Annotated in this window: 21 protein-coding genes; 8 read left to right on the forward strand and 13 right to left on the reverse strand. The window is 42.0% G+C overall.

All coding sequences use genetic code 11. The annotated features are described in order from the left end of the window. Positions 1–129: 129 nt before the first annotated feature. The 9 genes from pyrF to gyrA all read right to left on the reverse strand — a co-directional run bounded on the left by pyrF (position 130) and on the right by gyrA (position 10,331). On the reverse strand, positions 130–825 hold the full coding sequence (pyrF, locus tag H8B19_RS00005) for an orotidine-5'-phosphate decarboxylase (protein ID WP_186504728.1): 696 nt from the start codon (positions 823–825) through the stop codon (positions 130–132). A 1-nt stretch (position 826) separates the two neighbouring features. Beyond that, positions 827–1,996, reverse strand: a complete 1,170-nt coding sequence (gene lapB / locus H8B19_RS00010; protein WP_186504729.1) for a lipopolysaccharide assembly protein LapB — start codon at positions 1,994–1,996, stop codon at positions 827–829. Positions 1,997–2,000: 4 nt separating this feature from the next. Further along, a complete protein-coding gene (locus H8B19_RS00015; RefSeq protein ID WP_186504730.1) occupies positions 2,001–2,255 on the reverse strand; it encodes a lipopolysaccharide assembly protein LapA domain-containing protein in 255 nt (84 codons plus the stop codon). Positions 2,256–2,338: 83 nt separating this feature from the next. Then, on the reverse strand, positions 2,339–2,629 hold the full coding sequence (gene ihfB / locus H8B19_RS00020; protein ID WP_186504731.1) for an integration host factor subunit beta: 291 nt from the start codon (positions 2,627–2,629) through the stop codon (positions 2,339–2,341). 77 nt (positions 2,630–2,706) lie between these two features. Beyond that, positions 2,707–4,383 (reverse strand): 30S ribosomal protein S1, encoded by a 1,677-nt coding sequence (gene rpsA / locus H8B19_RS00025; protein WP_186504732.1) that lies wholly within the window; start codon positions 4,381–4,383, stop codon positions 2,707–2,709. A gap of 98 nt (positions 4,384–4,481) precedes the next feature. Further along, the gene (gene cmk / locus H8B19_RS00030) at positions 4,482–5,156 is read right to left on the reverse strand and encodes a (d)CMP kinase (protein WP_186504733.1); all 675 of its coding nucleotides are present in this window, start codon (positions 5,154–5,156) and stop codon (positions 4,482–4,484) included. Between the two features lie 120 nt (positions 5,157–5,276). After that, entirely contained in the window at positions 5,277–6,560 is a 1,284-nt protein-coding gene (gene aroA / locus H8B19_RS00035) for a 3-phosphoshikimate 1-carboxyvinyltransferase (RefSeq protein ID WP_186504734.1), read from the reverse strand. Then, complete coding sequence (gene serC / locus H8B19_RS00040; protein ID WP_186504735.1) at positions 6,560–7,642, reverse strand: 3-phosphoserine/phosphohydroxythreonine transaminase; 1,083 nt, start codon at positions 7,640–7,642, stop codon at positions 6,560–6,562. Before serC ends, aroA begins: the two co-directional genes overlap by 1 nt. Positions 7,643–7,733: 91 nt before the next feature. Next, positions 7,734–10,331 (reverse strand): DNA topoisomerase (ATP-hydrolyzing) subunit A, encoded by a 2,598-nt coding sequence (gyrA, locus tag H8B19_RS00045; protein ID WP_186504736.1) that lies wholly within the window; start codon positions 10,329–10,331, stop codon positions 7,734–7,736. A gap of 231 nt (positions 10,332–10,562) precedes the next feature. Here gyrA and ubiG point away from each other — a divergent pair, with 231 nt between their 5' ends. From ubiG to yfaE, 4 genes are all read left to right on the forward strand, one after another. Beyond that, entirely contained in the window at positions 10,563–11,291 is a 729-nt protein-coding gene (gene ubiG, locus H8B19_RS00050; RefSeq protein ID WP_241737426.1) for a bifunctional 2-polyprenyl-6-hydroxyphenol methylase/3-demethylubiquinol 3-O-methyltransferase UbiG, read from the forward strand. 378 nt (positions 11,292–11,669) lie between these two features. Continuing rightward, positions 11,670–13,979 carry a class 1a ribonucleoside-diphosphate reductase subunit alpha gene (gene nrdA, locus H8B19_RS00055; protein ID WP_186504737.1) on the forward strand — a complete coding sequence of 770 codons (2,310 nt, stop codon included), beginning with the start codon at positions 11,670–11,672 and terminating at the stop codon, positions 13,977–13,979. 128 nt (positions 13,980–14,107) lie between these two features. Then, entirely contained in the window at positions 14,108–15,238 is a 1,131-nt protein-coding gene (gene nrdB, locus H8B19_RS00060; RefSeq protein WP_186504738.1) for a class Ia ribonucleoside-diphosphate reductase subunit beta, read from the forward strand. 28 nt (positions 15,239–15,266) lie between these two features. Next, positions 15,267–15,512: a class I ribonucleotide reductase maintenance protein YfaE gene (gene yfaE, locus H8B19_RS00065; RefSeq protein WP_241737427.1), complete on the forward strand. Its 246-nt coding sequence runs from the start codon at positions 15,267–15,269 to the stop codon at positions 15,510–15,512. A gap of 2 nt (positions 15,513–15,514) precedes the next feature. Here the strand turns inward: yfaE and H8B19_RS00070 are convergent, their stop codons facing one another. The 3 genes from H8B19_RS00070 to H8B19_RS00080 form a co-directional block, all read right to left on the reverse strand. After that, entirely contained in the window at positions 15,515–16,294 is a 780-nt protein-coding gene (locus tag H8B19_RS00070; RefSeq protein WP_186504740.1) for a DUF2189 domain-containing protein, read from the reverse strand. Positions 16,295–16,297: 3 nt separating this feature from the next. Continuing rightward, positions 16,298–16,840: a hypothetical protein gene (locus tag H8B19_RS00075; RefSeq protein WP_186504741.1), complete on the reverse strand. Its 543-nt coding sequence runs from the start codon at positions 16,838–16,840 to the stop codon at positions 16,298–16,300. A gap of 112 nt (positions 16,841–16,952) precedes the next feature. Then, complete coding sequence (locus tag H8B19_RS00080; protein WP_186504742.1) at positions 16,953–17,480, reverse strand: hypothetical protein; 528 nt, start codon at positions 17,478–17,480, stop codon at positions 16,953–16,955. Positions 17,481–17,638: 158 nt separating this feature from the next. Between H8B19_RS00080 and yfbR the strand changes: the two genes are divergently transcribed. The 4 genes from yfbR (at position 17,639) to H8B19_RS00100 (ending at position 20,581) form a co-directional block, all read left to right on the forward strand. Next, on the forward strand, positions 17,639–18,250 hold the full coding sequence (yfbR, locus tag H8B19_RS00085) for a 5'-deoxynucleotidase (RefSeq protein WP_186504743.1): 612 nt from the start codon (positions 17,639–17,641) through the stop codon (positions 18,248–18,250). Beyond that, positions 18,250–19,551, forward strand: a complete 1,302-nt coding sequence (locus tag H8B19_RS00090; protein ID WP_186504744.1) for an anti-phage deoxyguanosine triphosphatase — start codon at positions 18,250–18,252, stop codon at positions 19,549–19,551. Before yfbR ends, H8B19_RS00090 begins: the two co-directional genes overlap by 1 nt. A gap of 235 nt (positions 19,552–19,786) precedes the next feature. Next, the gene (locus H8B19_RS00095; RefSeq protein WP_186504745.1) at positions 19,787–20,164 is read left to right on the forward strand and encodes a hypothetical protein; all 378 of its coding nucleotides are present in this window, start codon (positions 19,787–19,789) and stop codon (positions 20,162–20,164) included. A gap of 15 nt (positions 20,165–20,179) precedes the next feature. After that, the gene (locus tag H8B19_RS00100) at positions 20,180–20,581 is read left to right on the forward strand and encodes a YchJ family protein (protein WP_186504746.1); all 402 of its coding nucleotides are present in this window, start codon (positions 20,180–20,182) and stop codon (positions 20,579–20,581) included. Between the two features lie 39 nt (positions 20,582–20,620). On the opposite strand, the gene H8B19_RS00105 is transcribed toward H8B19_RS00100, so the two are convergent. Next, positions 20,621–21,106, reverse strand: a complete 486-nt coding sequence (locus tag H8B19_RS00105) for a VC2046/SO_2500 family protein (protein WP_186504747.1) — start codon at positions 21,104–21,106, stop codon at positions 20,621–20,623. Positions 21,107–21,287 lie beyond the last annotated feature (181 nt).

Here is a 21,287-nt window from a genome sequence, read left to right on the forward strand (position 1 = left end):
TACAATGAAATGAGGCCGCACCTGAGTTTAGATATGCAAACACCTAATCAGGTGCATAATAGAAAAGGCCAGCTACTTGAGCTGGCCTAAAAACTGTCAACCTATCTTAGGACGGGTCATAAATAAACTCTATACCGTTATGGATTGATTAATTTGCTGTAAAGTGGCTATTGGGTCGCTGGACTGTGTAATCGGTCGTCCAATAACCATATAATCAACACCCGCTTTTATAGCCTGTTCTGGCGTCATAATGCGTTGTTGATCATTTGCTGCACTGCCTATCGGGCGAATACCTGGCGTAACTAATTCAAATTGTTTTCCAAGACTTGTCTTTAACATTTCAGCCTCATGCGCCGAACAAACTACCCCATCAAGTCCACACTCTTTCGTTAACGTTGCAAGTTTCTTAACATGCTCAGCCGGCTCTACATTGATCCCAACTTCTTTTAAATCATCTGATTGCATACTGGTTAAAACAGTAACAGCAATCAGTTTCGGTGGTTGTGGCAAACCATTTAATGCAGCTGCTGTGGTTTCCATCATATTGCGGCCGCCTGAGGCGTGCACATTCACCATCCAAACACCTAAATCTGCCGCCGCGATACATGCTTTTGCCACTGTGTTTGGAATATCGTGAAATTTCAAATCCAGAAAAACATCAAATCCCCGTTTCGTTAAGGTCTTTACAAAATCCGGCCCGAAATGAGTAAACATCTCTTTTCCAACTTTTAAGCGACATAAATCGGGTGTTACCTTATCAATGAAATTTAACGCTTGTTGCTGCTGATTAAAGTCCAACGCTACGATTATTTTTGACTGACTCACTCTATTCCCCATCCAGACCTTTTATTGGTTTTACCACGCCCCATTTCTTACACGATGGGCATAACCAGTGCAGACTTCTTCCCGAAAATCCACAGCTACTACAACGGTATTTGGGGCGCCTTAAAATTTGTTCTTCAACTAAATTCTGCAGTAACTTTAAGCTTTTACCGCCACTTTCTTTACCGCCGGTTTTAATATACAGACCCAGCAACTGATTAAAGCCCTTCATAGTCGGACTTCTACGTAATTGCTGAAACAAAAACTCTGACGCATCGGCGTCAGACAATTGCCTGGCCATCATCCGACTTTTAGCCAAATAAGCAGTCGCACATTGCTGCCAGTATTGTTCTAGTACTTCTTCAAATGGTGCCCAATTTTGGGTTCGCTCTGCACACTGCTCCATTAAAGGAACCGCTTCACTTAACCAGGTTACATCACGTTTTGGAACTTCGACTAAGTAGATAAATGCCTGTTTGTATTCTTCGCTTGCTATACATATCTCACCCAACATCAGCCAGGGACGTACCGCTTTAGGGTCCGCCATCACCGCCTTTTGCAAAAGCTTTTCCACGTTTTTATTTTCACCTTTACTGCGTAAAACATTAGCTTGTTCACAATAAAAGTGTGCTACACGCAAACATATATCATCGCTGTCTCCATGGTTTTCAACCATCTTTTCAGCGAGTTCTATCGCCCTGTCCCATTCTTTGGTGGTTTGATAAATATTGAATAGTTGCTGCTGGGCTTCAATATAAAATTTGTCGCTATCAAGCAATTGCAAAAATGCGCTCTCTGCCCGTTCTAAAAAACCAGATAAAATATAATCCCGACCTAACTCTTTTAAAGCCTGTGCTTTTAGCTCTGGCGCTAACTCTTCTCGAGAAACCAGGTTCTGATGAATACGAATAGCGCGATCAAGTTCACCTCTATGACGAAAGAAATTCCCCATAGCAATGTGGGTTTCAACCGTACCGGTGTTGACATCAATCATCTTGATTAAAATATCTACCGCTTTGTCAGGTTGATCAGACAGCAGGAAATTTAATCCCTTGTAATAATGACGGGATAATATTCGGGACTGTTTGCGCTGCGCTTGCCTGACGCTATTACGTCCCATTACCCATCCATATCCAGCGGCGACGGGTAACAATAAAAATAAAAGTTCTAACATGTGATTATGGTTGATTAAGCTGTTTAATACGTTTTTGTAACCGAACAATCTGCCATTTTAACTTTAATATGTAACCCAATAATAAAATCAGGCTTAACAGGATCCCAATGCCGATACAAATGGCAATAACAGTAGACAGAGGCAAGGAAGTTACAGCCAGTAGATAATTAACATCGACTACTTGCTCGTTTTGCGATCCCACAGCTATCGCAACTAACAATACAAATATAAAAATCAGCGCAGTTAAAAAAGTTTTCAATGTGACCTCTTTACGGGCGTTTGGTACAGATACAAAAACGGCATTCCTAAGAATGCCGTTTATATTAAACTATTTTTACGCGATTAATGAGTGAGATTTTCATTTACTCGCTCACGCAGCTCTTTACCCGGTTTAAAATGAGGTACATATTTACCTTCAAGTTTAACCGTTTCACCGGTTTTCGGGTTTCGACCAACACGTGGCGCTCTGAAGTGAAGTGAGAAGCTACCAAAACCCCGGATTTCAATACGCTCACCTTTTTGTAAAGTTTGCGCCATCTGTTCCAGCATTTCTTTAACAGCACCTTCGACATCTTTAGCCGGAAGTTGCTGTGCTTTCATAATCAATCTTTCGATTAATTCCGATTTCGTCATATTCACCTCAGCGTTTAAATAAAAACCAGTACAACCTATGTTGCACTACTGGGAGTGCCAAGACACTCCCTTATCAATTACTCTTCGCCTTTGGCAGCTTTGAAAGCTTCGGCCATTGCGTTAGCAAAACCAGCGTCATCTTGTTGCTGATTTACTTTATCAATCGCATCTTTCTCATCCGCTTGGTCTTTTGCCTTAACAGACAAAGTGATTACGCGGTTTTTGCGATCAACGCCAACGTATTTAGCTTCGATTTCATCACCTTCTTTAACCACTTCTGAAGCATCTTCAATGCGGTCACGAGAAAGGTCAGCAACACGAACATAACCTTCAACATCTTCTGCCAGTTGAACAGTTACGCCTTTAGCGTCTACAGCGGTAACGTTACCAGTAACGATAGCACCTTTCTTGTTGTCTGTCAGATACTTATTGAACGGATCTTCGTCGATTTGCTTAACGCCAAGAGAGATACGCTCACGCTCTGGATCAACTTGTAGAACGATAGCTTCGATTTCGTCGCCTTTCTTATATTCACGAACGGCTTCGTCACCCGCTTTGTTCCAAGAGATGTCAGATAAGTGAACCAGACCATCGATACCACCATCAAGACCGATGAAGATACCGAAGTCAGTGATTGACTTGATCTTACCAGTAACTTTATCGCCTTTATTGTGAGTGGTAGAGAACTCTTCCCAAGGATTCATCTTGCACTGTTTCAGGCCAAGAGAAATACGACGACGTTCTTCGTCGATTTCCAGAACCATTACTTCAACAGTGTCACCTAAGTTAACAACTTTAGATGGGTGAATGTTCTTGTTAGTCCAATCCATTTCAGAAACGTGAACCAGACCTTCAACGCCGTCTTCGATTTCTACGAAACAGCCGTAGTCAGTTAGGTTAGTAACCTGACCAGAGATCTTGGCACCTTCTGGGTAACGAGCGGCAATTTCCTGCCAAGGATCGCTTCCCATTTGCTTCATGCCCAAAGATACACGTTGTTTCTCTTTATCGAACTTAAGGATCTTAACGTTAATTTCATCACCAACACTAACCACTTCAGCTGGATTCTTAACACGTTTCCAAGCCATATCAGTGATGTGCAGAAGACCATCTACACCACCTAAATCAACGAATGCACCGTAGTCAGTCAGGTTCTTAACGATACCTTTAACTTCCATACCTTCGTCAAGGTTAGCCAGTAATTCATCACGCTCTGCACTGCTTTCGGCTTCGATAACAGCACGACGAGATACAACAACGTTATTACGCTTAGCATCAAGTTTGATAACTTTGAATTCAAGTTCTTTGCCTTCCAGGTGAGTAGTGTCACGTACTGGACGTACATCTACTAATGAACCAGGCAAGAACGCACGAACAGCGTTAACTTCAACCGTAAAGCCACCTTTAACTTTACCGTTGATAACACCAAGAATCGTGGATTTTTCTTCATATGCTTTTTCAAGCTCAACCCAGGCTTCGTGACGTTTAGCTTTTTCACGAGACAGGATTGTTTCACCGAAGCCGTCTTCTACCGCGTCCAGTGCTACATCAACAACATCACCGATAGCGATTTCGATTTCGCCTTCAGCATTTTTAAATTGTTCAGTAGGAATAGCACTTTCAGATTTCAGGCCCGCGTCTACTAATACAATATCTTTATCGATACCAACAACAGTACCTTTAACGATGGCACCTGGACGGGTTTCAAGTTCTTTTAAACTTTCTTCAAAAAGTTGAGCAAAATTTTCGGTCATGATTTCATCTTATTGACATCCACTTAGCAATCCGGCTAATGTGGGGTTGTTCGTAAAAGCCCGTTTCATTCCTTAAAACAAGCTGGTTAAAAATTCATTTATTGCTTTTGACTTACAAATTCAATAACAGAATCAAGCACTTGTTTAACACTCAACGAAGTTGAGTCTAGTACAAGAGCGTCATCTGCCGGCACCAGCGGCGCAACGGAACGATTCATATCCCGCTCATCACGTGCCTTTATGTCCTGCAAAAGGTTGTCAATGCTAACATTGCGCCCACTTGCTTTCAACTGATTGTATCTGCGCTGCGCACGTTCTTCGGCACTGGCAGTTAAAAATATTTTAGCTTTTGCGTTGGGGAATACCACAGTCCCCATATCACGTCCGTCTGCGACCAAACCTGGCATTTCTCTAAACGCACGTTGACGACGTAATAACGCTTCCCGCACTGTAGGTATCGAAGCAACTTTTGATGCAAAGGCACCCACTTCTTCGGTTCGTATTAAATCACTGACATCTTCACCTTCAAGAACAACTTTACAGCCATGCTCCTGACCTATAAAGGTAACATCCAAACCGGACGCCAAAGGAATTAAACCCTGTTCGTCATCCGCTTCAATTTGATGATGCATAGCTGCTATCGCTAACACGCGGTATAGCGCACCACTATCCAGAAATTGCCACCCCAAATGCTTAGCCAATAATGCACTTACCGTACCTTTGCCTGCACCACTTGGCCCGTCAATCGTTATCACTGGGACAGTTTCTAACATTGAATCGAGACTCCGTTATTCGATCTATAGTTTAAAATTCGCGCGGTATTATACGCGCAAACCGCCAGATAGCAATCAAGCGGTTTGCGATACCGCAATCCCGGGCGCGAAGAATACGATTTAAATAATACTGATTGATGACAATCGTTGAAAATAATCAGGAAATGTCTTGGCTGTACAGCCCGGGTCGTTAATCACAACCGGTGTATTACTTAGTGCCACAAGAGAGAAACACATTGCCATACGGTGATCATCATAAGTATCGATACTGGCGAGCGATAGCTGTTGTGGCGGTGTGATTTCAATAAAGTCTTCACCTTCTACTACCTCAGCGCCCACTTTACGCAATTCTGTCGCCATGGCGGCTAAACGGTCGGTCTCTTTCAGACGCCAGGTATAGATATTACTGATTCGGGTAGTGCCCTCTGCAAACAATGCCGCAGTTGCGATTGTCATTGCCGCATCTGGAATATGATTTAAATCAACATCTACTGCTTTAAGTGGAGCACCTTGCACTTCAATATAGTCATTACCCCAACTTATATTGGCTCCCATTGCTTCCAATACGTCAGCAAAACGGATATCACCCTGAATGCTTTCACTGCCAACACCAGTTACACGCACCGTGCCACCTTTGATTGCACCTGCTGCTAAAAAATATGAGGCGGAAGATGCATCACCTTCCACCAAAAAATGTCCAGGGGCGATATAAGATTGTCCCGCACGAATAACAAAAGACTGATACTGATTATTTTCCACCTCAACCCCAAATTTAGCCATGGTATCTAAGGTAATGTCGATATAGGGTTTGGAAACCAGATCACCTTCGATATTAATCGTGGTATCGCCTTCCAGCAATGGTGACATCATTAACAATGCGGTTAAGAACTGACTGGAAAGAGTGCCATCGATTCTAATATTTGTTCCATTAAGCTCAGCACCAGAAATCACCATAGGCACAAAACCTTCATTCTTCTGACAGACAATATCGGCACCAATAGTCTTAAGAGCATCAATAAGAGGTTTAATTGGACGCTCTTCCATACGAGGCTCCCCTGTAACAGTGAACGTACCCTTTGATGCTGCCAATGCCGCACATAACGGACGTACCGCAGTGCCTGCATTCCCTAAAAATAATTCAACAGGCTCAGTAACATTAAATGCACCATTATTACCCTGCACCACACATTCGGTTTTACAATCAGATAACTGATATTGAATGCCTAATTTGCTTAAGGCATTTAACATATGACGAATATCATCACTGTCGAGTAAATTAGTTAAATGTGTTTCACCTTTAGACAATGCGGCCAGTAACAACGCGCGATTTGATAGACTTTTAGAACCCGGTACATTCACAGTACCGTTTACTTTGCTAATGGGCTCTAAACGTAGTGATTCCATTATCCCATTCTCCTGACAAAATCCTGCATAAAATCAGTTAACGCCTGCACACCACTTAATGGCATAGCGTTATATATACTGGCACGCATACCACCAACCATGCGGTGACCTTTCAAAGCGAGCAACCCTTGTTGTTCAGCTTGTTGCAAAAACGCACTGTCTAATGAAGAGTCAGCCAACTGGAACGGCACATTCATTAAAGAGCGGTATTCAACTGGCACTCGGTTATTATAAAAGTCTGATTGATCAATAGTCTGATATAACAATTGTGCCTTTTGTTGATTTAACTGGTGCATTTTTTCTACACCACCCTGCTCTTTTAACCACTTAAATACCAATCCAGCTAAGTACCAGGCATAAGTAGGCGGCGTATTAAACATAGAATCATGCTTATCCAGTAACTGGTAGTCCATGATAGAAGGTGTATTTGCTCTGGCATTTCCCAGTAAATCACGACGAACGATGACAACCGACAAACCTGATGGGCCGATGTTTTTTTGTGCACCTGCATAAATGAGCCCAAATTTTTCTACATCGACCGGTTCAGATAAAATCATTGAAGATAAGTCTGCAACCAGTGGCGCTTTTATATTTTGTGGAATGTAAGGCATTTTAATGCCATCGACAGTTTCATTCGGGCAGTAATGAAAATAGGCTGCATTTTCAGATAAGCTCCATGTATTTTGTTCTGGCGCTTTCCATTCCTCGTCAGTAAAACCGATTGTTGCTGCAATATTCACATCAACATATTTTTTAGCTTCATCAACAGCACTCTTTGACCAGGCACCACTGACCAGATAATCCGCGGCTTGTCCCGATTGAGATAAATTTTGAGGAATAGCGGAAAACTGGCCACGTCCACCGCCGTGACAAAATAATACGGCATAATCATCGGGAATCGTCATCAACTCACGTAAATCCTGCTCAGCCTGAGCCGCAAGTTCAATAAAAGCTGCGCTGCGATGGCTTATTTCCATCACCGAACAACCTTGCCCCTGCCAATCAATAAATTCTTGTTGAGCCTGTTTCATGACATCTGCTGGCAACATGGCTGGACCAGCACAGAAATTGTAGCTACTCACGTTGTATATCCGTTAATGAAAATTAAAAACAAAACGAGCGGTATAAAACCGCTCGTGTACTATCAAACCTGATGAGGCTTTAACCTATGCATTATGCCTCATCATTGCTGTCTGACGCTTCAACTTCAGCATCAATTTCTTCTGCCAACTCGTTATCAGCAATAGCAATTTCTTCTATACGTTGTAACCCGACCACGTGCTCACCTTCTATGGTACGTATCAGAATAACGCCCTGAGTATTACGCCCAACAGTAGAGACTTCAGACACCCGGGTTCTCACCAACGTGCCCTTATCACTAATAAGCATAATTTCATCTTCATCATCAACCTGAACAGCGCCAACCACAGAGCCATTACGCTCAGACACTTTAATTGATACAACGCCCTGAGTAGCACGGCTCTTAGCAGGGTAATCATCTAATGGCGTACGTTTACCATAACCATTTTCAGTGGCAGTCAGAATGGCACCATCACTATGCGGAACAATTAGCGAGACGACTTTTTGTTCATCTTGCAGTTTCATACCACGCACGCCTGTGGCTGTACGCCCCATTGGACGAACCTGAGACTCATGGAAACGTACAACTTTTCCTGCATCTGAGAACAACATAATATCGCTGTCGCCATCTGTCAGTGAGACACCAATTAATTCATCGTCATCACGTAAGTTAACCGCAATAATACCGTTAGCACGCGGACGCGAATATTGTGTTAGGTCGGTTTTCTTCACGGTTCCGCTGGCACAAGCCATAAACACATACTTATCTTCAACAAATTCTTTAATGGGAAGAATTGCAGTAATACGCTCACCCTCTTCAAGCGGCAATATATTTACAATTGGACGACCACGGGCATTTCGGCTAGCAAGAGGCAACTGATAAGTCTTAAGCCAATACAGTCGTCCGCGTGTTGAGAAACACAAAATATGATCATGAGTATTGGCAATCAGCAGTTTTTCAATGAAATCTTCATCTTTCATTTTAGTTGCAGACTTGCCACGGCCACCACGACGTTGCGCTTCGTAATCCATTAATTTTTGATATTTAACATACCCTTCATGAGACAAGGTGACTACGACATCTTCCTGCTCAATCAGATCTTCCATATCGATATCGTGAGAAGCTGCTGTAATTTCAGTACGACGCTCATCACCATATTCATTACGAACATGTTCCAGTTCTTCACGAATAACTTCCATAAGACGCTCAGGACTGGATAAAATCAGCATTAACGCTGCGATTACTTCCATTAACTCACGATATTCTGCAAGAATTTTATCGTGCTCAAGACCGGTTAACTTATGTAATCTTAAATCCAGAATGGCCTGCGCTTGTTGCTCGGTAAGGTAATATAATCCTTCACGAACACCATATTCCGGCTCTAACCAGTCAGGACGAGCCGCATCAACACCAGCGCGCTCAAGCATTTGAGCGACATCACCCAGTTTCCAGCCACTGGCCGTTAATGCCACTTTCGCTTCTGCCGGACTACCTGACGCTTTTATCAGTGCAATAATTTCATCAATATTAGCCAGTGCAATGGCTAAACCTTCCAATATATGAGCACGATCGCGCGCTTTACGCAGCTCATAAACGGTTCTGCGAGTCACGACTTCACGACGATGCAGAATAAAGGCTTTAAGCATATCGGTCAGGTTAAATACTTTGGGCTGGTTATTATCCAGCGCCACCATATTAATCCCGAAAACGGTTTGTAATTGAGTATTACGATACAGTTGGTTTAACAACACCTCGCCCGACTCATTACGTTTAACCTCAATCACAATGCGCATGCCATCTTTGTCAGACTCATCACGCAATGCCGAAACACCTTCAATTTTCTTTTCTTTAACCAGTTCAGCAATTTTTTCGATTAAACGAGCTTTATTAACCTGATAAGGAATTTCTGTGACGATAATAGTTTCTTTACCATTAGCGTCAGTCTCAACTTCCGCACGGGCACGCATATAAATTTTTCCACGACCAGTGCGGTAGGCTTCTTCGATTCCCTTTCTACCGCTGATCATGGCAGCAGTCGGGAAGTCAGGTCCCGGAATTAATGCAATCAGCTCTTCAATAGTAATATCAGGATTGTTAATCATGGCAATACAGCCATTAATCACTTCGGTTAAATTGTGAGGAGGTATGTTTGTTGCCATACCAACAGCAATACCAGAAGACCCGTTTACCAGTAAGTTGGGTATTTTGGTTGGCAAAACGTCCGGAATTTGTTCCGTACCATCATAGTTAGGTACAAAATTAACCGTTTCCTTATCCAGGTCAGCCAGCAACTCATGGGATATTTTGGCCATACGTATTTCGGTATAACGCATGGCTGCCGCAGAGTCACCATCAACAGAACCAAAGTTGCCCTGCCCATCGACTAGCATATAACGTAACGAAAAAGGCTGTGCCATACGCACGATTGTGTCGTATACAGCAGAGTCGCCATGAGGATGATATTTACCAATAACATCACCAACGACACGTGCTGACTTTTTATACGGTTTATTCCAGTCGTTTTTAAGTTCGTTCATCGCAAATAGTACGCGACGGTGAACCGGTTTTAAGCCATCACGCACATCCGGTAATGCACGACCCACGATTACGCTCATTGCGTAATCCAGATAAGAATTTTTAAGCTCTTCCTCGATATTGATGGGGAGAATTTGATTGGCGTGATCAGTCATATACTGCCTAGTCCCTACTTAATTTTATAACGCAACCTAATGTGATTGATAACAACCTGTAAACTGCGAAATTAGCGCATTTTTGCTTATTCTAATTAGCCCTTGATTCTATCATCGCCCGCTGTAAATAAACAGTCATTATTCGGGCTAAAATAGCTGCCAACTGCGTTTATCAACGTATAAATTCAAATTATGCGTGTATATAATGCTGACAAACTAAAGCTGTGAATAATGACAATGAATCAAACGTTAAATCAACTGGAAAATGTCGACCAACAGGAAATTGACAAATTTTCGGCCCTGGCTAGCCGATGGTGGGATTTGGAAGGTGAATTTAAACCGCTGCATCAAATCAATCCGTTGCGACTTGATTATATCACCTCCCAATCCAACGGTTTATTTGGCAAGAAAGTACTGGATGTCGGATGTGGTGGTGGCATTCTGGCAGAAAGCATGGCCAAAATGGGGGCTGAAGTAACTGCAATTGATATGGCACAGGATTCGTTATCTGTTGCAAGGTTACATGGCCTGGAAAGTGGAGTAAAAGTTGATTACCAGCAGAGCACAGCGGAACAATTTGCGCAGCAACACGCAAGTGAATTTGACATTGTTACTTGTTTAGAAATGCTCGAACACGTTCCGGCACCAGAATCAGTAGTGCGCTCCTGCGAATCTCTGTGTAAGCCAGGCGGTTTGGTTTTTTTCTCTACATTAAACCGTAATATTAAGTCCTATCTTATGGCAATTCTTGCAGCAGAAAAGTGGCTTAAATTGGTTCCCAGTGGTACCCACCAACATGACAGATTTATCAAACCTTCTGAGTTAATTAACTGGATAGAACAAGGGCAACTCAAAGCATCAGATATAACAGGCCTGCATCTTAACCCGTTGAGCAGTCAGTATTATCTGTCAGCACGTAATGTAGATGTAAATTACCTGTTAACTTGTATCAAGTTATAGTTACACAAATAACCATATATAGTGCTTGGATTGTTTTCTGAACACTATATATCGTTATGTCATATAAAAATATTTTTTTAAATTAAAATATTTTAGCGACAAATTTACGTCATATTTATTGTTGCATTCAGACAAATTAACTTACATAAAAGGCTTTGCGGTAAGCTGCTACTAACCCGAAATTTACGTTTGGCTTAAGTGCCGATTTAACCACCATATATTGGGTTGCATTAACACCCATACCTCATTATCTTGTGTTGTATTGTTAACTCTACCTACAAAAAACACCAAGATTTATCTCCTAAAGAGTTATCAGTGAGAGGAACGCAAGGATCGACCTTGATTGGGCGCTAATGACAACAATATAAGATGGCTGGCATGAATAATATATTAGTAACTAAACGCAATGGAGAATCCGAATCCCTGGATCTTGAGAAAATACACAAGGTAATCACCTGGGCAGCTAAAGGACTGAATAATGTCTCAGTTTCACAAGTCGAATTAAGAGCACATCTTCATCTCCACGACGGTATAAAAACAGAAAACATCCATGAAACACTCATCCGTTCTGCTGCGGATTTAATTTGTGAAGAATCACCAGATTATCAGTATCTGGCAGCAAGGCTAGCCATTTTCCACTTGCGCAAAAAAGCTTATGGTCAATTCGAACCCCCTGCTCTGTACGACCATGTAAAGAATATGGTGGAGCTGGGTAAATATGACAAACACTTGCTGGAAGATTATACAGAACAAGAATTTGCAGAACTGAATGATTATATTGATCACTGGCGTGACCTTAACTTCAGTTATGCTGCAGTTAAACAGCTAGAAGGTAAATATTTAGTTCAAAACCGAGTTACCGGTCAAATTTATGAAAGCGCACAATTCCTCTATATTTTGGTTGCAGCTTGTTTATTTGCTAAATATGACAAAGCTGAACGTCTGGATTACATCAAGCGTTTTTACGATGCCACATCAACCTTTAAAGTGTCTTTACCTACACCGATTATGGCCGGTGTACGTACCCCTACCCGCCAATTTAGTTCCTGTGTATTGATTGAAGCCGATGACAGTCTCGATTCAATTAACGCTACTGCCAGCGCAATTGTTAAATATGTCAGTCAACGCGCCGGTATTGGTGTCAACGCGGGACGAATTCGAGCATTAGGTAGTGAAATCCGTGGCGGGGAAGCTTTCCACACAGGTTGTATTCCTTTTTATAAATACTTCCAGACAGCGGTAAAAAGTTGTTCACAAGGTGGTGTTCGTGGTGGTGCCGCAACCTTGTTTTATCCGCTTTGGCATATGGAAGTGGAATCACTTATTGTTCTTAAGAATAACCGTGGTGTAGAAGAAAACCGCGTTCGTCACCTCGATTATGGCGTGCAGTTCAACAAAACCATGTATCAGCGGCTCATCAAAGACGATTATATTACGCTTTTCAGCCCTTCTGACGTACCGGGTTTGTATGATGCGTTCTTCGCTGATCAGGAGTTGTTTGAAAAACTGTACGTGCAATATGAGCAGGATGACAACATTCGTAAAAAGCGTATTAAAGCGATTGAACTCTTTGGTTTGTTTATGCAGGAACGTGCCAGTACCGGGCGTATTTATCTGCAAAACGTTGACCACTGTAATACTCACAGCCCGTTCGATCCTAAAGTTGCGCCGGTGCGTCAAAGTAATCTTTGCCTGGAAATTGCGTTACCCACCAAACCCCTTAGCCATGTCAATGATCCTGAAGGTGAAATTGCGTTGTGTACATTATCCGCCTTTAACTTAGGCGCGATAACCGAGTTGGACGACTTTGAGGAACTGGCTGATATCACAGTACGCGCATTAGATAGCCTGCTGGATTATCAGGATTATCCTGTTCCTGCTGCTTATAACGCCACCATGGGTCGCCGTACGTTGGGTATAGGTGTGATTAACTTTGCTTATTATCTGGCCAAAAATGGCGTTAAATATTCAGATGGCAGTGCAAATGGCTTGATTCACCGCACCTTTGAAGCGATGCAGTATTATTTGTTAAAAGCATCATGTAACCTGGCCAAAGAAACAGAGCCTTGTAAGAAATTTAACGAGACCACCTACTCCCAGGGTTTGCTGCCGATTGATACCTATAAAAAAGATCTGGATGCAGTCTGTAATGAACCTTTGCACTATGACTGGGACAGCCTGCGTCAGGATATTGTTAAATATGGTCTGCGCAACAGTACACTTTCGGCACTGATGCCTTCGGAAACCTCATCACAGATTTCTAATGCAACCAACGGTATTGAACCTCCTCGCGGCCATATCAGTATTAAATCCAGTAAAGACGGTGTGCTGAAACAAGTAGTGCCCGACTATGAGAACCTGAAAGATAAATATGAATTGTTATGGAGCATTCCATCCAACGATGGTTACCTGCAATTATGCGGCATTATGCAAAAATTCGTTGATCAGACCATATCTGCGAACACCAGTTACGATCCGTCTAAATATGACGGCAGCAAAGTACCAATGAAATTGTTACTTAAAGATTTGCTTACAGCCTATAAGCTGGGGGTAAAAACACTTTATTACCACAACACCCGGGACGGTGCGGCTGATAAAGTAGAAGAAAAACAACTGCAACAACAAGCTGTAGTTGAGGTAGAAACCGAAGCCGATGATGGCTGTGAAGGTGGCGCCTGTAAAATATAACAATAATCACTGTTGCATTTGGCGGCAGGACAGCTTGCCAAAACAGTGATGAAAAAAGGGGAATGGGTTCATGGAAGTATGTAGTCGTGAACCCGTGCGTTACACAACCTGCATTATTCAGACGTTTTATGAAATATACGACATTTAACCAAGTAACTACCGATGCGTTAAAGGAACCCATGTTTTTTGGTCATCCGGTTAACGTTGCGCGCTACGACCAGCAAAAACACAGTATTTTTGAAAAAATTATCGAAAAACAAATCTCATTTTTCTGGCGTCCGGAAGAGGTAGATGTCAGTAAAGATCGGGTTGATTTTCAAAAATTAAGTGAATCTGAAAAACATATTTTCATTTCAAACTTAAAATACCAGACGCTACTCGACTCCATTCAGGGGCGCAGTCCCAATATTGCGTTTTTACCAATTATTTCATTACCTGAACTGGAAACCTGGGTTGAAACATGGTCTTTTTTTGAAACCATTCACTCACGCTCATATACCCATATACTGCGTAACCTGTTCACGGATCCAAGCCAGATATTTGAGGATATCGTCGTTAATCAGGAAATAAAAAAGCGCGCAACAGATATCTCTAAATATTATGACGATCTGATTTTTGCCACTCAACTCTGGCAAACCCTGGGTGAAGGCACGCATCAGGTTAATGGTGAGACTCACGAAATTAACATGTACCAGTTAAAGAAAAAGCTTTATCTGTGCATGTGTTCAGTGAACGCACTTGAAGCCATTCGTTTTTATGTATCCTTTGCCTGTACCTTCGCCTTTGCCGAACGCGAACTGATGGAAGGTAATTCAAAAATTATTCGCTTAATTGCCCGCGATGAAAATCTGCACTTAACCTCTACACAGCATATTTTAAACCTGTGGCGCAATGGTAAAGATGATCCTGAAATGGCTGAGATTGCCAAAGAATGTGAACAGGAATCTAAAGATATCTTCTTAACTGCGGTTGAGCAGGAAAAACAATGGGCAGCCTATTTGTTCCAGCATGGTTCAATGATTGGTCTGAATCAGGAGATCCTGTGTCAGTATGTGGAATACATTGCCAATAACCGTATGGAAGCGATTGGCTTAGGAAGTCCCTTTGCGGTATCTGGTAACCCTCTGCCCTGGATGAATAATTACCTAAGTTCAGATAATGTGCAGGTCGCACCACAGGAATCAGAAATCAGCTCATATCTGGTTGGTCAGATTGATTCTGAAGTCGACAGCAGCGAATTTGATGACTTCGATCTATAGATAAATGTGTGATAAAGAGTGTGCTTTTATGATTGTTGTGAAATCCCACGGAGAGTTCAGACAACAAACCAGAAAAACGATTCTGGAGTCATTAGAAGTAAACAATCTTGAAGTGCATACCAGCTGCCGCGAAGGCTTTTGTGGCGCTTGTCGTACTAAATTAAATAAAGGCTCAGTAAAATATATTACTGAGCCTTTAGCCTATTTCGAGGACGACGAAATTCTTCCCTGTTGTTGTGTGGCCACCAGCGATATTGAAATAGAATTATCTTAATTTTATTGTCGGGTAATAATGGCATCACGGTAGCCATGCCAGCTGGCGAAGCCAAGTAAAGGCATCACCACCGTAAAGGCAACAAAACCGGTAAAAAAGCTAACTGATACCAGTAACACGATAATACTTGCCCAAATCAACATCACGTATTTGTTTTGCCAGACACAATTCATACTGGTCAGCACTGCGGTCAACATATCTACCCGCCGCTCGATTAATAATGGCTGAGTAAACACACTGATACAGAACACCAATAGCGCAAATGCCAAACCAATCAATGCCCCTATCACCATAAATGGTAACGAATTAACCAGCGAATGGGTTGCGTTGTCTTCATAAAGTTGATGAAGCAAAGACGCGATACGCATCCAAACCAACATAATTAACATCAACAATATGCCAAATCTCCATGCCTGAAATGCAAACTGTTTTATGATTGCCAGACAATGACGAAAAGCGGGATGATTCCCTTTGTGCAGCTGATAACTAATATCATATAACCCGCCGGCCAGATAAGGGCCAATTAACATGAAAGACACAATGGCTGGTACCAATACCAGGTGCCAGCCGATTACATTAAAAAGAGCAATGGTTACCCAGGGCATAACAAGAAAAAACAAACCAAATAACAAGCTAACAACAGGTGCACGCGTAAAATCAAACCAGGCATAAGCCATCCACTTAAGCGGGTCACTTACCTGTAACTGACGACTCGGAATAATGGTGGCTATGCGCTTTACACCTGAACCATCTTCGGATTGTTCCGGGATAAACTCAGGCATTAATTACATCTCCAGCGGCACGGTTTTTTTACCCACTAACGGGTTGTCGAAATGACTTTTTATTCCCACAAACTGTGCATCAGGGAACTGAACCGCAATGGTATTTTTTATAACACTTTCATGTTGTTTATCGCTGTACACCAGCATCATGGCTTTTCCCTGATGTAATTCACCATCCTTGTCACTTAATCGATAATTACGATGACTAATGCCAATTAGCCCACCAATCCAGCCACCAAATCCTATGGTTAAAAACAAAATAAACACCACGTTTAACCCATTAATTTGCCATCCATAAGGCTGATTTAAATACAACAACCAGGATAATAAACAGCCTGTTATCAAACCAACAATGGCACCACGCTCAAGTTTATGCACAACATCCCGTTCTTCAATAATGGACGCTTCATGCACTCTGTGTCCGGCGAAGTCAGCGCTGTTTTCGCTGATAAAATGAATGTTTGACGCTTTAATACCTTGTTTAATTAAACTGTCTTCAAGTCTGTCACTTTCATTTAGGTTATTTAATAAAAACTGATATTGCATAAGTATGTCCTCCTGTTAATGGTTAAGGACCTTATAAGCTTATGAATAACAAGCCGAATTAGCTCGATTTATGCAGAAATAATCTTAAAAGAATAATTATGTGTTCAACTTTTTATGAGCAATATTGCAGAGGATGCCAATAAACAGTTTGTTGAAAATGCTCAGCCATCAAGTGATTTAATGTTGCAAATTGAGTGATGCGCCTGTTTTCACCACTAATACACTGCCAGCTGAAGCGATGACAATTGTTGTTGAGCACATGGTAATCGCGATAACTGAATAACTGTGCGGATGCCCTTTGCGCAGCTAAAGGATCAATTAACGGCTTACCCGATGAATCACAGGCTATAAAAATGGTATCGCCCGAGCGGTTTTGCATAAAACGTGATGCAGAGACGGCGCGAATCAATCCGTTACCTTTAAGCTCCGCTACACCATCGTCAAGCCATATGCCAGAATGATCAAAAACACCATAGATCCCACAGCAAACAATGGCGCCGCCTTTAGCTTTTACAGCAATGGCACGTTCACCGGGAAACTGAGCAACCACACCTTTAGCCCGCATATCCTGTTGCCGAAGGTGTTGACCTACCAGCCAGCTTCCCACACCTACCCCTAACCAAATCAAAGGAACAGCCATACATACCCCGGATTTTCATTTACATACTTGCTGTTTTAATCGCAGCCTGAATTTTATACAAGTTTTACAATGTAAATGGATGTAAATCACAAATTTACCCTTAACACTTGCACAGGCTTAGTTTAATCTGATGACAAAGCTGTCAATTTGAATTTTAAATGAGCAACACTCCTAAAAGCAGTCACTTTTTCGCACACCTGGCCCGTATGAAACTCATTAATCGCTGGCCCCTCATGCGCAATATTAATAACGAAAATGTTCAGGAACACAGTTTACAGGTGGCCATGGTTGCCCACGCACTCGCTTTGATTAAAAACCGTTACTTTAATGGCAGGGTTGACCCTTTTAAAATAGCTACAATTGCCCTGTTTCATGATATATCTGAAGTGTTAACCGGCGACTTACCTACCCCGGTAAAATACTCAAACCCAGCCATACAGCACGAATATAAAAAAATTGAAAAACTGGCAGAACAAAAGCTGATTAATATGGTGCCAGACGACTTCACTGAAGATTACGCTGCATTAATTGATAACCAGTACCATAGCGAAGCTGAGCAATTTTTAGTAAAAGCTGCGGATGTGATCTGTGCTTACTTAAAAACGCTGGAAGAACTGGCTGCTGGTAATCATGAATTCGATCTGGCAAAAAAACGCCTGGATAAAATCATTAAAAACTATCATTCACAGGAAGTGGATTATTTTATGCAAACTTATATGCCCAGTTTTAGTCTGAGTCTGGATGAAATTACTCAGGAGGACTGGCAATAATGCATAACTACTGGATCGAACGTTTCAGCGATAAAAATCCATCCAGAGATAATGATCACCGTACCCCCTATCAACGGGACAAAGCCAGAGTATTGCACTCAGCTGCATTTCGACGTTTGCAGGCCAAAACGCAGGTTCTTAGCGTGGGCGCCAACGACTTTCATCGCACCCGGCTTACCCATTCGCTGGAGGCCGCACAGATTGGCCAGGGAATAGCAGCGCAGCTACAACAAAAACAACCGGAGTTAACCGAAGAGCTGCAACTGGACTTTAATTTAATCGAAACCCTTTGCCTTGCCCATGATATTGGGCATCCGCCATTTGGTCATGGTGGTGAAGCAGCATTACATTTTATGATGCGTGATCATGGTGGCTTTGAAGGAAACGGTCAGACCTTACGAATTGTAGCCAAACTCGAACCTTATACGGCTAACAACGGTATGAACCTGACCCGGCGCAGCATGCTTGGTCTGATCAAATATCCGGGGTTTATAGATCAAATGCGGCCAATAAGCCAACAAGCCAGCATCCCGGCCAATTTTCGTCAGTTACATGCATCCGAATGGCTGCCACCGAAAGGACTTTATCAGGACGATAAACAGATATTTGAATGGGTAACCGATTGCTTATCCGCAGAAGACAAAAGACGTTTTTGTTCGACCAGATCCACAACAGGCAGACAACGGCGTACGCGGTATAAATCCTTTGACTGTTCGATTATGGAACTGGCTGATGATATAGCGTACGGCATCCATGACTTAGAGGATGCGATAACCACAGGCATTATTGAAAAGTCGGTGTTTGACAGCCAGGTGACTGAAAAATTGCAAAAATTGGATGATATCTGGTATCAACAACAAGCCACAGTTTTATCCGATAACCTGTTTAGTCAGCATCACTACCGGCGAAAAGATGCTATTGGTTCTCTGGTCAACAAGCTGATTACCGCAATCTCTATTCAGCCGGTCGACTCCCTGTTCACACAGGCACTACTGAAATATAACGCCACACTGGATACCCCCAGTTTTGACGCACTAAACCTGTTTAAAGAATTTGTTTTAAAAAATGTAATTAAACGCCCTGACATTCAACGACTGGAATACAAAGGGCAGCAACTCATTATGCAAATGTTTGATGCTTTTGCGTCAGATCCTACCCGACTACTCCCGGCCAACACTTGTCTGCGCTGGCAGCAAGCTGAGAAAGCCGGAAAAGGTATGCGTGTCATTTGCGACTATATAGCAGGAATGACAGATGGCTATGCGTCCCGTATGCACAAGAGTTTGTTTTACCCCGAATAAAATATCTGCGATCCAGAATAGGAACAGGCTGAAACTAGCTTTATCTGACTGGCCCGCCCTTTTTACCCTTAACTTTTAACTACATGTTAATTTACAACTATCCGTCTTCTTCATGTTTACCAGGCTTATATCATTGGGCCAAAGCGTTAGTTAAAAATTAACCAAAAAAACACTTGCATGTTTATTTATACAGTACTACTGTATATCCATACTGTATAAACAAACAGGTAAAACAATGGCTAATTTACTCGCAACACAAAACGAAATACCCTTTTTTGGTATTCAGCAATTCCATATTTCACAACGTCAATCTGTGCAACAAATATATTTGCGCAGCACACAACGTAAATGGACTTATATTTTGAGTGATCACATTAAAGCCTCTGCAGATTTACCTTACTGCATAAAACTCCATTGTGATGATGCGGAATTACGTTTTAGCTGGCTGGAAAAGATCATTAAAGCAGGTCAGGCACATACACTTGTTGTCGATTATTTACCTCAACAACCACAACAATTAAAACATTTACAGCAGTTATGTCAGCAATATAAAGTTTTACTATTGGTATTACATACTCAAAAAACCGATAATCTGGTTTGGGGTCATTGGTAAAAATTTAAGATTGTTATGCAGTGCTTTTGTGGATCAGGTAATAAATACCAAGTGTGTTGCTCACCTCTTGTTGAAGAGCAACAAAGTGCAGATAATCCAGAGGCCTTAATGCGCTCGCGTTACAGCGCCTATGTCGTCAAACAGTATCAATATATTTTTAATACATACAGTGCCAAACACCCAGACCGTCCTTTATCAGTTGATGAGCTTAGAGAGCATGCTAATGGTACAACCTGGCTTGGTTTAAAAATTGAAAAAACATCAGTTGCGGGTGATACAGGTGAAGTTGAGTTTCGTGCTATGTATCAGGTTGATAATCAGCTTTACCAACTTCATGAGCTGTCACAGTTTATTAAGGAAAATCATCAGTGGCGTTACCTATCGGGCAGAATTTTTGATGACTCTGGCAGATTGTAAATCACATTTCCCAACTAGCTAACCTTACCCAGTTTTCACTTATGCGGCACTTTGCTCACTCGTTTTAGGCTGTAGTCTATTCAACAATTCAAACAGCGATGTTTCATCAATGTCAATATCCTGCTGTTGCTGCATCACCGAGTTATTTATCCCTGCATTGTCGATAATAACCGGATCGATAAACTGAGTCTGATCCTTTAGTCCCAGAGGCGCGGGATGAATAACTTCATACAAACGTGCAGAAGCCTGCTGATGATGTTGCCATAATTGTTTTTGTACTTGCATTTGCCGCCAGTGCTTTTCCTCAGCATAAAGTGGCTGAACCGGATAATGTTGAAGATCGGCAGCAATTGTTTTTTCGGAATACAGTGGGTTATCTTGTTGTTCAAACTTAACCCTTGCCAGATAGTCTTGCTGCAAGCATGCCAGCATCAAGGCAAACTCAGCCCCTCCACGATGGTTAAGCGCTTTGCCAAGACGTCCACTAAATTCAATATCCTGATTCAGATTAACTTGTTGAGTCATAACCTGTTTCGCATACAAAGGTATTGCTGTTTATATCGGATAATTAAAATTAACCTTTACTCCTTATGCCAACCATCTACCCTATCAATCAAAGAATTAATCGAAATTTCCTAGTGAAATTCATGATTTAAGTACAAAATAGATAAAGATTTCCCATCTAATTTATTACAACTGGAGTGCT

Origin of the sequence: Neptunicella marina (genome assembly GCF_014270035.1) — a bacterium.
GTDB lineage: Bacteria > Pseudomonadota > Gammaproteobacteria > Enterobacterales > Alteromonadaceae > Neptunicella > Neptunicella marina.

Excerpts from the sequence above, each read along its gene's own strand:
- lapB (WP_186504729.1), bottom strand. The coding sequence starts at position 1,996 with ATGTTAGAACTTTTATTTTTATTGTTACCCGTCGCCGCTGGATATGGA.
- ihfB (WP_186504731.1), bottom strand. The coding sequence starts at position 2,629 with ATGACGAAATCGGAATTAATCGAAAGATTGATTATGAAAGCACAGCAA.
- rpsA (WP_186504732.1), bottom strand. The coding sequence starts at position 4,383 with ATGACCGAAAATTTTGCTCAACTTTTTGAAGAAAGTTTAAAAGAACTT.
- cmk (WP_186504733.1), bottom strand. The coding sequence starts at position 5,156 with ATGTTAGAAACTGTCCCAGTGATAACGATTGACGGGCCAAGTGGTGCA.
- aroA (WP_186504734.1), bottom strand. The coding sequence starts at position 6,560 with ATGGAATCACTACGTTTAGAGCCCATTAGCAAAGTAAACGGTACTGTG.
- gyrA (WP_186504736.1), bottom strand. The coding sequence starts at position 10,331 with ATGACTGATCACGCCAATCAAATTCTCCCCATCAATATCGAGGAAGAG.
- ubiG (WP_241737426.1), top strand. The coding sequence starts at position 10,563 with ATGACAATGAATCAAACGTTAAATCAACTGGAAAATGTCGACCAACAG.
- nrdA (WP_186504737.1), top strand. The coding sequence starts at position 11,670 with ATGAATAATATATTAGTAACTAAACGCAATGGAGAATCCGAATCCCTG.
- nrdB (WP_186504738.1), top strand. The coding sequence starts at position 14,108 with ATGAAATATACGACATTTAACCAAGTAACTACCGATGCGTTAAAGGAA.
- yfaE (WP_241737427.1), top strand. The coding sequence starts at position 15,267 with ATGATTGTTGTGAAATCCCACGGAGAGTTCAGACAACAAACCAGAAAA.
- H8B19_RS00070 (WP_186504740.1), bottom strand. The coding sequence starts at position 16,294 with ATGCCTGAGTTTATCCCGGAACAATCCGAAGATGGTTCAGGTGTAAAG.
- H8B19_RS00075 (WP_186504741.1), bottom strand. The coding sequence starts at position 16,840 with ATGCAATATCAGTTTTTATTAAATAACCTAAATGAAAGTGACAGACTT.
- H8B19_RS00080 (WP_186504742.1), bottom strand. The coding sequence starts at position 17,480 with ATGGCTGTTCCTTTGATTTGGTTAGGGGTAGGTGTGGGAAGCTGGCTG.
- yfbR (WP_186504743.1), top strand. The coding sequence starts at position 17,639 with ATGAGCAACACTCCTAAAAGCAGTCACTTTTTCGCACACCTGGCCCGT.
- H8B19_RS00090 (WP_186504744.1), top strand. The coding sequence starts at position 18,250 with ATGCATAACTACTGGATCGAACGTTTCAGCGATAAAAATCCATCCAGA.
- H8B19_RS00095 (WP_186504745.1), top strand. The coding sequence starts at position 19,787 with ATGGCTAATTTACTCGCAACACAAAACGAAATACCCTTTTTTGGTATT.
- H8B19_RS00100 (WP_186504746.1), top strand. The coding sequence starts at position 20,180 with ATGCAGTGCTTTTGTGGATCAGGTAATAAATACCAAGTGTGTTGCTCA.
- H8B19_RS00105 (WP_186504747.1), bottom strand. The coding sequence starts at position 21,106 with ATGACTCAACAAGTTAATCTGAATCAGGATATTGAATTTAGTGGACGT.